Origin of the sequence: Mycoplasma putrefaciens KS1 (assembly GCF_000224105.1) — a bacterium.
Taxonomy (GTDB): Bacteria; Bacillota_I; Bacilli_A; order Mycoplasmatales; family Mycoplasmataceae; genus Mycoplasma; species Mycoplasma putrefaciens.
The window spans coordinates 757,009-772,071 of record NC_015946.1 but is presented as its reverse complement, the minus strand read 5'-3'; the positions used below and the strand labels follow the sequence as shown (position 1 = coordinate 772,071).

Sequence of the window (15,063 nt, the reverse complement as noted above, 5' to 3'; positions counted from 1 at the left end):
TTTTAGAAAGGAAATGCTATCGTGGCAAGAGAATATAGTTTATTAAATACTCGTAATATTGGTATTATGGCTCATATTGATGCTGGTAAAACCACTACTACAGAACGTATTTTATTACATACTGGAAAAATTCATAAAATAGGTGAAACTCATGAAGGAGCTTCACAAATGGATTGAATGGCTCAAGAACAAGAACGTGGTATTACTATTACTTCTGCTGCAACAACTGCGTTCTGAAAAAACACAAGGTTTAATATTATCGATACTCCAGGTCACGTTGATTTTACTGTTGAAGTTGAACGTTCTTTAAGAGTTTTAGATGGAGCTGTAGCTGTTTTAGATGGACAATCAGGAGTTGAACCTCAAACTGAAACTGTTTGAAGACAAGCAACTAATTATCAAGTTCCTCGTATCGTTTTTGTTAATAAAATGGACAAAACTGGTGCTGATTTTATTTATTCAGTAAAAAGTATTGGAGAAAGATTAGGAGCAAAAGCAGCACCTATTCAATTACCAATCGGAGCTGAAGAAAACTTCACAGGTCTTATTGACTTAGTAGAAATGAAAGCTTATGAATTTGATGGAAAACCAGAAGAAGTTGCTAAGCAAATAGAGATTCCTGCTGAGCTATTAGAACAAGCCCAAGAATTAAGAAACCAATTAATTGAAGTTGCTGTTGAGTATGATGAACAGTTAATGATGAAATTTTTAGATGGTGCAGAAATTAGTATTGATGAGTTAAAATCAGCAATTCGTAAAGGTGTTATAAATGCTGATTTCTTCCCAGTTTTAGCTGGTTCTGCATTTAAAAATAAAGGTGTTAAATTATTATTAGACGCTGTTGTTGATTATTTACCATCTCCATTAGATATTCCAGCAATCAAAGGAATTTTACCAACAGGTGAAGAAACTGAAAGACACGCAAGTGATACTGAACCATTTTCAGCATTAGCATTTAAAGTTATGACTGATCCGTTTGTTGGAAAATTAACATTCTTTAGAGTTTATTCAGGTATCCTTACAAAAGGAAGTTATGTTTTAAACTCAACTAAACAACAAAAAGAACGTGTTGGACGTATTTTACAAATGCATGCTAATAATCGTACTGAAATTGAAGAAGTTTATGCTGGAGATATTGCTGCAGCAGTTGGATTGAAAAATACTACAACTGGTGACACATTATGTGATGAAAAGCAAGAAATTATTTTAGAGTCAATGGTCTTTCCTGAACCAGTTATTCAATTAGCTTTAGAACCAAAAACTAAAGCTGATCAAGAAAAAATGAGTATTGCTTTAAATAAGTTGGCTGAAGAAGATCCAACATTTAGAACTTATACAGATGAAGAAACAGGTCAAACAATTATTGCTGGTATGGGTGAATTACACTTAGATATTATTGTTGATCGTATGAGACGTGAATTTAACGTTGAAACAAACGTTGGAGCTCCACAAGTTTCATATCGTGAAACTGTTAAGTTACCAGGAAAATCTGAAGGTAAATATATTAAACAATCAGGAGGACGTGGTTCATATGGTCATGTTGTGATTGAATTTGAACCAAACCCTGATAAGGGATTTGAATGAGTTGACAAAATTACTGGAGGACGTATTTCTAAAGAATACATCAATGCAGCTCGCGCTGGATTAGAAAACGCACTACAAAATGGAGTTATTGCTGGATATCCAATGATTGATGTTAAAGCAACAATTGTTGATGGATCAATGCATGATGTTGACTCAAATGAAATGGCTTATAAAATTGCTGCTTCACTAGCATTAAAAGAAGCTGTTAAGAAAATGAATCCTGTTGTTTTAGAACCAATTATGAATGTTGAAGTAACAGTTCCAGATGAATATTATGGGGATGTTATGGGAAATATTTCATCAAAACGCGGATTAATTGAAGGTTCTGAACAAAGAGGAAATGCTCAAACTGTTAAGTCAAAAGTCCCATTAACAGAAATGTTTGGGTATGCTACTGAACTACGTTCATTTACTCAAGGACGTGGAAATTACACAATGATATTTAGTCATTATGCTGAAGCACCTAAATCAATTGCTGAAGAAATTATTAAGAAATCAGGTAAATAATTACTTTGTTTTTGCTAATTATAAAGTGTAAAATATAAAATAAAATTAGCGCCCCTACGGGGGCATAAATAAGATAGTAGATTCTATCTATTATGCTTGGTTAATTCATTAGAATAAGGAGAGTTATATAAAAATGGCAAAAGAACAATTTGACCGTAGTTTACCTCACGTTAATATTGGTACTATTGGACACGTTGACCACGGTAAAACTACTTTAACTGCTGCAATTACTAAAGTTTTGTCAGAACAAGGTGGAGCAGAATTTAAAGATTATGCTAACATTGATAATGCACCAGAAGAAAGAGAACGTGGAATTACAATCAACACTTCACACGTTGAATACAAAACAAAAAACAGACACTACGCACACGTAGATTGTCCAGGTCATGCTGATTATGTTAAAAACATGATTACTGGAGCAGCTCAAATGGATGGAGCTATCTTGGTAGTTGCTGCAACTGATGGACCAATGCCTCAAACAAGAGAACACATTCTTTTATCAAGACAAGTTGGAGTTCCAAAAATTGTTGTTTTCTTAAATAAATGTGATATGGTTGATGATGATGAAATGATCGATCTAGTTGAAATGGAAATCAGAGATCTATTAACTGAATACGACTTTGATGGAGAAGGAGCACCAGTTATTAGAGGTTCAGCTTTAGGAGCATTAAATGGTGATGCTAAATGAGTTGGAGCAATTAATGAATTAATGGCTGCAGTTGATGAATACATTCCAACTCCTCAAAGAGAGTCTGATAAAACTTTCTTAATGCCAGTTGAAGATGTATTTACAATTACTGGGCGTGGAACTGTTGCTACTGGACGTGTTGAACGTGGAACAGTTAAAGTAAATGAAGAAGTTGAAATCATTGGATTAAAAGAAGAACCAACTAAAACAGTTGTTACTGGATTAGAAATGTTCAGAAAACTGTTAGACTTTGCTGAAGCTGGAGATAATGTAGGAGCACTATTACGTGGTGTTGACAGAAACTCAATTGAACGTGGACAAGTTTTAGCTAAACCAGGTACAATTAAACCTCACACAAAACTAAAAGCATCTGTTTATGCATTAACTCAAGAAGAAGGTGGACGTCATAAACCATTCTTTAATAAATACCGTCCTCAATTCTACTTCCGTACAACTGATGTTACTGGAGAAGTTACTTTACCAGAAGGAACAGATATGGTTATGCCAGGTGACAACGTTGAAATGGAAATTACATTAATTAAACCAGTTGCTATCGAAGAAGGAACAAAATTCTCAATCCGTGAAGGTGGAAGAACAATTGGGGCTGGAACAGTTATTTCAATTGAAAAATAATATAATTAGAGACTAACGTGAGTTAGTCTTTTTTTATAAAATATTTAATTAAAAGATTTTGCTTTTTTTATTGTGCTTTTTACTTTAAACAATTACGTGTAGTTAAAATAAATTATCTAAAATTACTTTGTGTTTTAGTTTTGTTTAAGAGATATTCAGTTAATCATTATTTATAGTCATTTAAAATTAATTAAAAAGCCAGTTATTATTCTAAAAATAATAAAAATAAAAACTCACAAAATAATTGTGAGTTTAAGTAATTTATTATTAGTGTTTATTTCAGTTAATTCTAAATTTTGCATGCATCACATTCATAATTTTCGCTATCTTCTAAAACATCTTGACGAATCCTTACATAATAAATTGATGCGCATCCTTGTTTAAAGGCATTAATATAAGCACGGTTTAAATCTCTTGTTGTTGCTTTGTCAGTCATAAATAAAGTTAATGAAATAGCCTGATCAACATGCTGTTGGGCTGCTGCAGCTATGTTAATGATTGGATCTGGACCCATTTCATAAGCACCAACTGCATAATAACCCATATTATCAAAATTAATTTGATAAGCCGGAACATAAACTCTACCTAGTTTTCCTTCTTTTCTAACTTCAACTGTTGAAACAACAGGTTGTAAAGAAGGTGTACATGATGATAAATAACTAATTGAACCAGTTGGAGCAACAGCCATTAAGTGTGAATTTGCTAATCCAGTCTTTTTAATCTCTTCAACTAGTTCGATCCATTGTGTTTGTGTAGGAATTTCAACTTGATAATGCTTAAATAACTCTTCAACTTTTTTAGTAGCTGGAGTTCATTTATCAGCTTGGCATTTTGTGTATTTTTCAAATCATGAACCATCAGCAAATCTTGACTCATCAAAAGAATTAAATTTTCCAAATTCTTTAGCTAATCTATTTGAAGCTTTAAAGGCATTATAAGCAAGTGTATAAAAGAAGATATTTGTAAAATCAACAGCTTCAGGTGAATCATACATAATAGCATTAGTTGCTAAAAATCCGTGTAAATTCATTGCTCCTAATCCAACTGCATGATTATTTGCATTTCCAAATTTAATTGATGGAGCGCAATCTAAATCAGAATTTCTTGATACAACGTCTAATGCAGTGATTGAAATATCAACAGCTTCTTCGAATTCTTTACCAGCCTTCATCATTTTATCTATGTTTAAGCTCCCTAAATTACAACAAATATCTTCACCAATTTTTGTAAATGATAAATCTTGATTGTATTGACTTGGAGTACTTACTTGTACAATTTCACTACATAAGTTACTCATAATAATTCTCCCCTTTTTATCATGAGCATTTCTACGGTTAACTGTATCTTCAAATAATAAGTATGGATAACCACTTTCAAAATGTAACTCTGCAATTGTTAAAAATAATTTTCTAGCACTTATAAATGTTTTTTTAATGTTTGGATTTTCTAACATTTCATAATATTTTTCAGTAATTGAAATATCAGATAATGCAACTCCATAAACTTTTTGAACATCATAAGGACTAAATAGTGCCATTTCTTTATTTTCTCTCGCTAGTTCAAAAGTAATATCAGGAATAACAACTCCTAGTGATAAAGATTTAATTCTGATTTTCTCATCAGCATTTTCTCTTTTAGTATCTAAAAATGAAATAATGTCTGGATGATGAGCTGAAATATAAACTGCTCCAGCTCCTTGACGTTGCCCTAGTTGATCAGCATATGTAAATGAATCTTCTAGAATTTTCATAACCGGAATAGGTCCAGAACTTAACCCATCAATATTTTTAATAGGTGAACCAGTTTCACGTAAATTAGTTAAACAAACTGCAACTCCTCCACCTCTTTTTGAAAGTTGTAAAGAAGTAGAAATAGTTCTACATATTGATTCCATATTATCTTCAGTTCTTAATAGATAACATGAAACATATTCTCCTCTATGCTTTTTACCGGCATTTAAAAAAGTAGGCGTTGCAGGTTGAAAACGTCCTAACATAATATTTTTTAAGATATTTTTAGCTTTTTGATAACTACCATTACCTAAAAATAATGCATTCATTAAAGCACGATCTGTATATGTTTCTAGATATTTCTCACCATCAAAAGTTTTTAAAGCATAAGCATTAAAAAATTTTAGTGCACCCATAAAACTTGGAAAGGAATGATTAAATGATTTAGCATAATCGTCTAATTCTGTGATTTCTTCAAATTGATATTTATCTAGTATTTGCTTGTCGTAGTATTCATTTGCTACTAAATAATCGATTCTTTGTTTTAGATCATCAAATTGCATTAATCTTGGCTCAATATGATTAGTAATATAAGATTTAGCGGCTTGAACATCTAGTTTGAAATTATCTTGACCCTTTGCAAATATCTTGGATCTAGCATTTAATTTAATGTACTCATCGTTAGAATCATCTAATATAAGTTCTTTACTATCTTTCATTATTTCCCTCTTCTCAAAACTTGTTTAATATTTCTTTGATTTGTATTACGTCATGTTGTGTACCTAGCAATTCAAATTGATATAAAAACGGAACATTTAATTTTTTAGAAATAATTGGTCCTGCAATCCCAAAAGTGTCACCAAAATTGGTGTTTCCTGAGGCAATTACTCCTTTACAAAATTTGCGATTATCTGGATCATTTAAAAACTTAATCACCTGTTTTGGAACAGCACCAGCTAAGTGTTCGCCTCCACCACTATAAGTTGGGGTACATAAAACATAGTCTTTATCGACTTTAATTGAATCTTCTAATTCATATGGAATTCTTAAATTTTCAATTTCTAGTTTTTGCACAAATCTATGAGTATTATTTGATATTGATGAAAAATAAACCATAAAAGGTTTTCCCTTTGGTTTGACAACATCTTTATCACTAACTAGTTTGACATTATTATGCATAATAGTAGTCTCCTAAAATTCTCAATCCTCATCTTCAGTTTCTACTGAAACTCCCATAACATATGATGAACCATTACCTGAAAAAAAGTCATGATTTTCATCAGCTCTTGCTGATAACTGATTAAATATTTCAGGTTCAATTTTTGTTTCTTCTTCGCTAAATGGTGAATCATATCCTAGATTTTGTAAAAATTTACCTGCATTATAAATACTAAATCTAATAGCATCATCAACAATTCCAAACCCTGCGTATAATTCTTCTAAATACTTAGTTTCTAAATCAATTAGTTCATACATTAAATCAAATACAAACTTTTTCATTTCTGTTTGTTTTGCTTCTGATAATTTAGCTACTTTTTGCTGGTATTTATAACCACTATAGTAATTATGAATAACTTTATCTCTTAGAATTAGTCTAACAATATCACAAGTGTTTGGTAATTTTGCTCTAGCTGATAGGTAAAATGGTAAGTAAAATCCACCATATAATAAAAAACCAGGCATTAAGGCAGCAGCAACTTTAGATTTTAAAGGATCATCTCCTGCATAGTATGGAATTAAAGCTTTTGCTCTTTTTTGTAGTGATTCAGTCTTAACAACTCATTCATGAGCTTCTTCAATTTGTTCACTTGAACAAAGTGTTGAAAAAATTGTTCCATATGATCTTGCATGCACTGCAACCATAAATGCAAAATTAGAATAAATTACTTGCTCGTGATCAGTTAAAGAATTATCAATTTGTCTGACATCACCAACAGTTGCTTGAACTGTGTCTAGTAAAGTTAAACCAGTAAAAGTTCTAGTTATTAATTGTTGTCATTCTGGAGTTAAACTTCTTCAGGAACTTAAATCATTAGAAACAGGAATTTTTTCAGGTAATCAAAAATTTTGAGTAATTCTATTTCAAACTTCTAGATCTTTTTCATCATTGATTACGTTTCAGTTAACTGATCTCAGATTACCCTTAAAGTTCTTTTGAATAAACTCTACTGGGCTAACAGACTGATTGTAATATTTTTGCTCTTTTGACATATCTTCCTCCACTATTAGTAACTAGTTTAGAAATTAATTCTCTTCTTATAATTATATTTTTTTAAAAGCAGTTTAATTTAAAAACAGAAAAATTAATAAAATCTAAAAATATTTTTATATTGAAAATTAAGTTGATAAAACTAACAAATTATGATATTTTGTGCATTGTTCTTTTGATAAATTTCTTGACCTCTTTATAGTACTTTTCTGGATATTCAGCAATTGTTCTAACATGCTCACTTTTTGGTGGTGTTCAAATAAAAGTAATATCTTGATTTGCTTTTTGATACATTTCCACACTCATTAAATAATTAATAAAAGTATCACCTTTAGAATGAATAAATAAAATTGGTGTTTTAACTTGATTCATCTTTTTTAATAAATCATAATTTCTAACATCAGTCGAAACATGCTTATTAAATTTTTTGGCTACCCCAATACTTATTTTTCATCAATCTTTTTTAAATAATTGTGTAGACATATATCATCTGAATTGTCTTATTAAATTAGAAAAACCACAATCAGCTACAATCCAGTTAATTTGATTTTTATAATTTGAAGTTTGAGCAAATAAAACTGAAGTACTAGCACCCATACTATTTCCAATCATTCCAATTTCCTGAGCTTGTTCTATTTCTTTTAAGTATTTAATAACTGTGTCTATCATTTCTATAGTACTTTGACCAGTATCAGTAAATTCTCCATAACTTTTACCATGTGCAAATTGATCAAAAGTCAGAATATTATAATCATCTTTTAGAAATTGTTGAACCAATCTTAAAGCTAAATATTTATTTTCAGTTCAACCGTGTAACCCAATAACTCATTTTTTAGAATGATTATTTGTAATTTTTAGACAACTGATTTCACCATGTTGATTAGTTAATTCGAATTCTTTGATTTGCTCTTTTTTAATTAGAGCCTTATTAATATTTTTATTTTTTAGATCATCAAGATGCTGCTCATAAGTATTAATAAAATCATCAAATCTCTTATAGTCAAAACAAAAGTTAATAAATTGATCAATATATTTTTGCTGTTTTTTAAAAGTAAAAGGATAAATAAAAATTAAATATAAAAATATCTTTAAAAAATTAGATTTATTTACTGAACAAATTTTGTTATTTTTCTTCATAACTTTCTCCATAATTATTTTAGCTTAGTAATTATAATTAAATTTATTCTTATAGTCAGTCTAACTAACACTAAAATAAAAGTAAACAAAAAGCCATAAGGCTTTAATGTTATCAAATAATTGTTTATTATCTACTTAAAAATGTATTAAGTCCACCAATTATTAAGACTAAAATACCTGCTACTATTAAAGAAGTTGACAATAAACTTAAAAATGTGATTCTTTTAGTTGTTTTGCTTAAGTTAAGGTCTTTTTCATTTTTCTTTTTAATAACTATTTGTAGTATGATACCTATTATTAATAGAATTAAACCAACAACACTACTTGTAATTATAAAAACAACTACTTTATCCATACTCTCACCACAAAAATTATATTAAAATATTTTGAATTATGACTAATTTTTATAAGACACAATTAAAGTATTTTTGATAACTATGATCATATTTAACTGATCTATTTTTATTTAATTTACTAATTATTTGCTCATGAATTTGTTTAAAAGGATCAGTTAGAAAATCTTGATCTTTTATTTTTATATCAACATCAATACCGGTTGTATAAGAGCGACAACTTACCTTATCGATTATTTCTTTTTGATTGATTTTTTCAATTAATTCTCAAGTTTTTTTAGTATTTAGAGTTGCTTCAAAATTTAAATAAAATAGACTTTGGATTTTATGTTGTAAATATGCTCGGCCTTTGTTAATAAATTCAATATTATTAATTAAATTATTAAAAATTACTATTTCATCATTTCTAAATTCAACATAATAATCATAATTTTTAGCTAAAACTTTTAAAAAAGTAATTTCGTCAATACTTGGAATTGAATCAATATTTGTATTGTATCTATTAACTAGTTTGTAGTTTTTAATATGATTATCTTTTATTAGTGTTTGGATTCTAATTTTTAAATTTTCAAGCGATCCAATGTGTCGGTTTTCGGTGCAATTAATTGATAAAAAATTACCTGGTTTTTTCATCTCTTGATCAGTTGCATCACCAATAGCAATAATCTTTTGAGTGATTAAATCTCTTAATACTAAAGCTTTTTCACTTTTAATTAATTTATCATCATTTCAAATGTTAATTGTGTTCCAATCAAAATCTATATAAATCATTACTTAAGATCCTTTCAATCTTTTTTAGCTAGTTGTTTTAAATTATTAAAAGGATAATTATTTTTTAAATATGTATAAACTCCTAAATTAACTTTCATAAAAGGATAAATTTCAGTTACATATTTTTTTAAAGCTTGTTGGAAATCTAAGTTATTATCAATAACATTTTTAATAACTAAAAAGATAAAAATTGTTGATGCACTTCTACTAATTCCTAATTGACAGTGAGTATATAATTTTTCATTAAGCGGATTTTCTAATAAGAACTTAATTGCTGGAGCAAATAAATCATCACTAAAATCTCTATAATCATGAGAATCTAATAAATTAATTGCTAACTTATTTTCAGTTAGAATAAAATTTTTTGTTTTATAAAGTATTGGTTGATCACTATTAGCTAAAATATTGTAAAAAATATTACTTATTTTTAATTCTTTTTTAGGGTTAACTAGTTTTTTAGAAAATTGATCACCTAGATAAATGTTATCAATAATTTTCTCACAAGGCACTATGACTCAACTCCTAACTTTTCACGAACCAATGTTGCGATGTTTGTTACTTTAGGTCCGTAAATAATTTGAACCTGATCTCCAATTTCTTTGTATCCATAAGGATTTGTTTTATCAACAATTTCTTTATTAAATTTAGACTTATCATGCATTGTAACTCTTAGTCTAGTCACACAGTTGGCCATAATTTTAATGTTTTCAGCTCCACCACAACCTTGAATAATGTTATTAATAAATTCATCATCAAATTCTTCTTTTTTAGCAGTTTTTGCTTCTTTTGCTGTTAATTCTTCTAATTCATGTTGTAGTTCTTTTTCTTCAGATTTGTCTTCTTGGGCTTTTTTATATTCTTTTTTAGTGATTAAGTGAGTTAGACCTGTTTCATCACGTCCTGGAGTTTTGAAGTTAAACTTTTTAATCATAAAGTAGAATATCACAAAATAAATTCCAGACATTATTGGACCAACAACCCAAGTTCCTCAAACATTTTGAATTAGTCTTCAGTTAGCAGGATTTACTATTAATCAAGTAATAATTCCACTACCTCTAGTTGTAACTGCTCCAAAATTTAATAGATACATAATCATATTTTGAAATCCAGATAAAAATACGTGTACAACATATAAAATTGGAGCTACGAATAAGAATGTAAATTCAATTGGTTCAGTTACTCCTGATAGTGCTGATACTGCACCAGCAGAAATAATTGAAGATCCAAAAACTTTTCTATTTTTCTTAGGTATTAAAAAGAACATAGCTAGAGTTGCGCCAGTTAAACTAAAAATTTTAGTTACATAAGTTCCATTAATAACTCAAGTTTCTTTTGCCAAAATAGGAGTGTTATGTGCCAATTTAGCAAGAGAGACAGAAATTACTCCTTCGATTGTTGTTCCATCAGGAGCTTTTCAACTAGCACCAACAGGAGTGTAGTAAACAAAGAAATTTAATACGTGATGAATTCCAAATGGAAGTAAAGCACGTTCTGCTGATGCATATAAGAATGGTGAAAAAGCACCTAGATTTTGTAATCCTTTACCTGAAGCATATAACCCTTTACTTATATAAATTCATACAAATCCTAAACCTAAACCAAATACTCATCCTACTAAAGTTGCTGCAACTGGTGAGAATTTAGGTCCTCCAAAAAATGAAAGTACTTCAGGAAATTTTAATTTATAAGTGTATTTGTGCACCAGATATCCTATTAATCCAGCAATCATTCCACCAAAGGCACTATATTGAAATGACAACACTCCAAATCTTATACTTAGACCAAATGCTTTTGTTATTTCTTTTAATTGTTCTGGAGTATAAATAATTTTAAGCATAAGTGATGTTCCTAGATGAATAGCTGCATAAGCCATTAGCCCAGAAAGTGCTGCTGAGACTTTTTCTGATTTTGCTAGTCCTGCAGCTAGTCCAACTGCTACTAAAAAGTCAATGTTAGTAATGGCAATCATTCCCAAATCTTTGATAGCATTAACAATTAAAGTTGCGGCTTCTGGAGGTTTGGTACCACTTCCTTGAGGATATAATTGAGCTAAAATAGCTTGACCAGTATATCCAATAGCACCAATCAATGCCAGTAGCGGAATAACAGTAACTGGAACTAAAATAGCACGACCAAAAGACTCAAGACTTGCCCTAAAACTTGACAAACGTGATTTTAGTTTTTGCTTGCTAAACTTAGATTTTGTCGGTTGTTTATTCATGTTAGTTTTACCTCCTTATCTTAATTTTATTTTTTTAGAAATCAGCATAATTTAAAAGCTAATTAGAGAATTTTTATATTTTTGATAAGTTTTATAAAAAAACAGCTAAACTGAATTAGCTGTTCTAACTTTTTCTTGAAATTTTATATTATCTGCATCGATCTGGTTGATAATAGTTAAAATAAAGAGATCCAAAATATATTGGACTTTATATTTTTCTATCATAGGATTTGTTTTATTATCATTGATAAAAAAATCATTATTATTACCATAAAAGTGAAAATCAAAATTGATGTTTGTTTTGAAAGTTTGAGTTGAGCTAATAGCTATTAAAGTATTGATTTTTTGGTTATGTATTAAATTAAGATAACGATTAATTTTACTATTATTTCCAGATAATGACAAAACAATAATTGTAGCATTATCTGCTTGATAGGCATTTGAATCATATAAATCTGAATAAAGTTGCACATTCAAATTCAATTCTATTAGTGAAAAAAATAAAAAATTAGCAAGGATTTTGGTTTTACCTGTTGCAAAAATAATAATTCTTTTACTTTTTAAAAGCTTATTAACAGCTTGTTTAATTTTATTTAGATCAAGATTATTTTGTAGATGTTTAAAACTTAAAATTAGTCGCTTTTGAAAATCATCAATTAAATAATTATTAGGTTTTGAAACAAGATTTTTAAAATAGGTGGTGTTACTTTCTAAACTATAAATCAATTGCTTAAAACCTCCAATCTCAAGCTTGATTAATGTTTTGGTAATAACTGAAGGATTTACATCCAATCTTTTAGCTAGAGATTTTACAGAAAAATCTTTATAGTCTGAAATATTGTCAAGTATAAAGTCACATACTTTCATTTCTTGTGGTGACAAACGAGTTTTATTTTGCTTAATTTTTTCAATAACATTCATAACTACCTCAAAAATATCTAATTTAATTCTATCTATTTTTAGATAGTTTTTAATATTGTCAATCTGAATTAAAGTAGAGAAAAACCAAGATTAAACTATCTTAACCTTGGTGTTTTACTATATTAAAATTATTTATTTTAAATTTTTAATGATTAATTTATTAATGTTTTTATTTTGTTTATGAAATTTATTTTCATATTCACTAGCAACATTATCTTCTAATAATTTCTTATCTTTATACAAATCATTTGTCTTAGAAACAATTTCTCATTTATCAGTTAAACTTAGTTGCTCTAAACTAAATTGATATAATTGATCATTATCACTTTTAAATTCTAAAAGACCGCCCTTTTTTAATATTTTAGAATAATTATTTAAAAAGCTAATAAATGTTAAACGTTTTTTTGCATGTCTTTTTTTAGGTCAAGGATCTGAAAAGTTTAGATATATTTTAGAAATAGAATCTTTAGCAAACATTTTAGTTAAATCATCAGCAAAATCATTAAAGTATTTTAAGTTGTTCATTTGTTTATTTTGATATTGTTCTAAACTCTTTTTTAAAGCCACTCCAACAATGGTTGTTTCTTTTTCTATTGCTATATAATTGATGTTTGAATTTTTCAAACTTAGAGTTGTTATAAATTGACCTTTGCCACAACCAATTTCTAAGTGAACTGGGTTTTGATTATTAAACACTTTTACTAGATCAATTTGGTTTTGCTTGTCAAAATGAATTAAATATTGCTTATGTTTTTCTAAAAAGTCTTTAGTTCACGGTTTATTTCTTAATCGCATAATTTTTCTTTTTTGCTAAATAAATCATATTCCAATACCTAAAAAAACAATAACTGCAATGATATCAACAATTAAAGTAATCAAAGGAAGTGAGATCGCTGAAGAGTCGCGTCCAATTTTACGAGCAATTAAAGGTAGTATTAACGCTATTAAGTTAGATACTAAGATTGAAACTACGATCCCAATACTTGCTACTAAAATGCTTAATCAAATGTATTTATTATTAAAATCAGTTTTATATTCAATTAAATAAACAAGCATCATTCTAATAAAATTAAAAATAATTAAACTAATAGATAACATTAATGAAACTACGATCTCTTTTGTAAAGATGGTTTTATAGTCTTTTTTGTGTAATTGTTCTAGACTAATTGCTCTTCCGGCCATTAATAAAGTTTGATTAGCTGAACAAGCAATTACTCCAGAAATAATCAATGTTAAAGGAAACAACATTAACATAAATTGTTGAGATGAATTTTTCTCAAAATTAAGATTATAAGCTTTAAATAAATAAACCACCAAAATATTAGTAATAAAACCTAATAACAATACTAGAATTAATGATAAACTTCTTGATTTAAACATCTTTCAAATGGAAGTCTCAAAATAATTAGTTTCTGAAGTTTTGATTCCTATGTATTTTTGAATATCTTGATTAGTTTCTTCGATTAAAACATCGATAACATCATCAACAGTAATAATTCCTACTAAAATGTTATTATCATCAACAACAGGTAAAGTATTAATATCATATTTTTTAAACATATTTGATGCTTCTTCTTGTGATTGGTTTGAATTAATAGAAATAAATTTCTTATTCATAAATTCACCAATTCTAGTGGTATTTTCATTTAAAATTAAGTCTTTAACTTCAATAGTTCCTATTAGTTGACCTAGTTTGTTTACAACAAAAAGATCATCAATTTCATCATATTCATCGTGATTTTTTTGAATTAGTGAAATTGCTTTTGAAACTGTTTTAGTTTCTCTAATTGATAAAAAATTAACACTCATAATACTTCCAGCGGTGTAATCATCATATTTTAAAATGTTAGCCAATTCTTTTCTTTGGTCTTTTGAAGCGGCATCAAAAACTTTTTTTACAATTTCAGTTGGCATATCTTCAATAGCATTGATAATATCATCTGAATAAAGTTCATTGACCAACTCTTTTAACTTAGTAACACTTATATTTGCTAGAATATATTCTCTTAAATCATCTGATAGGTAAGTAAAAATTTCAGCTGCTTGTTGTTTTTTAATTTTTTTATAAATTACAAAAGCAATTACTTGATCTATGTGGTTTAACACTTCAGCAAAATCAGCTGGCTGAGTATCATCAATAATTGCCAGTATCTCTTGAATTTTTTTGGACTTATACAGCTTTAAAATTTGCTCTTCTAAATAGTTAGCATTTATCATTTTTTGACTCCTTGCTTAATTTAACATTAGTAACAATCGCAGTTTTTTTATATAATAAGACTGTAAACTAAAAAGTATTTACAATTATTTTA

General features: G+C 28.2%; 13 protein-coding genes. 2 read left to right on the top strand and 11 right to left on the bottom strand.

The genetic code is table 4. The annotated features are described in order from the left end of the window. Positions 1-21: 21 nt before the first annotated feature. Both fusA and tuf read left to right on the top strand, forming a co-directional pair. Positions 22-2,091: an elongation factor G gene (gene fusA / locus MPUT_RS03290; RefSeq protein ID WP_043714040.1), complete on the top strand. Its 2,070-nt coding sequence runs from the start codon at positions 22-24 to the stop codon at positions 2,089-2,091. Between the two features lie 133 nt (positions 2,092-2,224). Next, positions 2,225-3,412 carry an elongation factor Tu gene (gene tuf / locus MPUT_RS03285; RefSeq protein ID WP_014035359.1) on the top strand — a complete coding sequence of 396 codons (1,188 nt, stop codon included), beginning with the start codon at positions 2,225-2,227 and terminating at the stop codon, positions 3,410-3,412. Between the two features lie 289 nt (positions 3,413-3,701). On the opposite strand, the gene nrdE is transcribed toward tuf, so the two are convergent. From nrdE to mgtE, 11 genes are all read right to left on the bottom strand, one after another. After that, on the bottom strand, positions 3,702-5,861 hold the full coding sequence (gene nrdE / locus MPUT_RS03280; protein ID WP_014035358.1) for a class 1b ribonucleoside-diphosphate reductase subunit alpha: 2,160 nt from the start codon (positions 5,859-5,861) through the stop codon (positions 3,702-3,704). Then, positions 5,851-6,321 carry a class Ib ribonucleoside-diphosphate reductase assembly flavoprotein NrdI gene (gene nrdI / locus MPUT_RS03275; RefSeq protein WP_014035357.1) on the bottom strand — a complete coding sequence of 157 codons (471 nt, stop codon included), beginning with the start codon at positions 6,319-6,321 and terminating at the stop codon, positions 5,851-5,853. The genes nrdE and nrdI overlap by 11 nt, the downstream gene beginning before the upstream one ends. A 12-nt stretch (positions 6,322-6,333) precedes the next feature. Further along, entirely contained in the window at positions 6,334-7,353 is a 1,020-nt protein-coding gene (gene nrdF, locus MPUT_RS03270; RefSeq protein ID WP_014035356.1) for a class 1b ribonucleoside-diphosphate reductase subunit beta, read from the bottom strand. Positions 7,354-7,501: 148 nt separating this feature from the next. Then, positions 7,502-8,488, bottom strand: coding sequence for an alpha/beta hydrolase (locus MPUT_RS03265; protein ID WP_014035355.1), 987 nt, complete (start codon positions 8,486-8,488; stop codon positions 7,502-7,504). 127 nt (positions 8,489-8,615) lie between these two features. Beyond that, positions 8,616-8,843, bottom strand: coding sequence for a hypothetical protein (locus MPUT_RS03260; protein ID WP_014035354.1), 228 nt, complete (start codon positions 8,841-8,843; stop codon positions 8,616-8,618). Positions 8,844-8,892: 49 nt separating this feature from the next. Then, positions 8,893-9,612: a hypothetical protein gene (locus MPUT_RS03255; RefSeq protein ID WP_014035353.1), complete on the bottom strand. Its 720-nt coding sequence runs from the start codon at positions 9,610-9,612 to the stop codon at positions 8,893-8,895. Continuing rightward, a complete protein-coding gene (locus MPUT_RS03250; protein ID WP_014035352.1) occupies positions 9,612-10,121 on the bottom strand; it encodes a protein-tyrosine phosphatase family protein in 510 nt (169 codons plus the stop codon). Before MPUT_RS03250 ends, MPUT_RS03255 begins: the two co-directional genes overlap by 1 nt. Further along, a complete protein-coding gene (locus MPUT_RS03245) occupies positions 10,121-11,833 on the bottom strand; it encodes a PTS transporter subunit EIIC (protein ID WP_014035351.1) in 1,713 nt (570 codons plus the stop codon). The genes MPUT_RS03250 and MPUT_RS03245 overlap by 1 nt, the downstream gene beginning before the upstream one ends. Before the next feature lie 105 nt (positions 11,834-11,938). Continuing rightward, the gene (locus tag MPUT_RS03240) at positions 11,939-12,754 is read right to left on the bottom strand and encodes a MurR/RpiR family transcriptional regulator (RefSeq protein WP_014035350.1); all 816 of its coding nucleotides are present in this window, start codon (positions 12,752-12,754) and stop codon (positions 11,939-11,941) included. Positions 12,755-12,886: 132 nt separating this feature from the next. After that, positions 12,887-13,549 carry a tRNA (guanosine(46)-N7)-methyltransferase TrmB gene (gene trmB, locus MPUT_RS03235; RefSeq protein ID WP_014035349.1) on the bottom strand — a complete coding sequence of 221 codons (663 nt, stop codon included), beginning with the start codon at positions 13,547-13,549 and terminating at the stop codon, positions 12,887-12,889. A 15-nt stretch (positions 13,550-13,564) separates the two neighbouring features. Continuing rightward, positions 13,565-14,971, bottom strand: a complete 1,407-nt coding sequence (mgtE, locus tag MPUT_RS03230) for a magnesium transporter (RefSeq protein ID WP_014035348.1) — start codon at positions 14,969-14,971, stop codon at positions 13,565-13,567. Positions 14,972-15,063 lie beyond the last annotated feature (92 nt).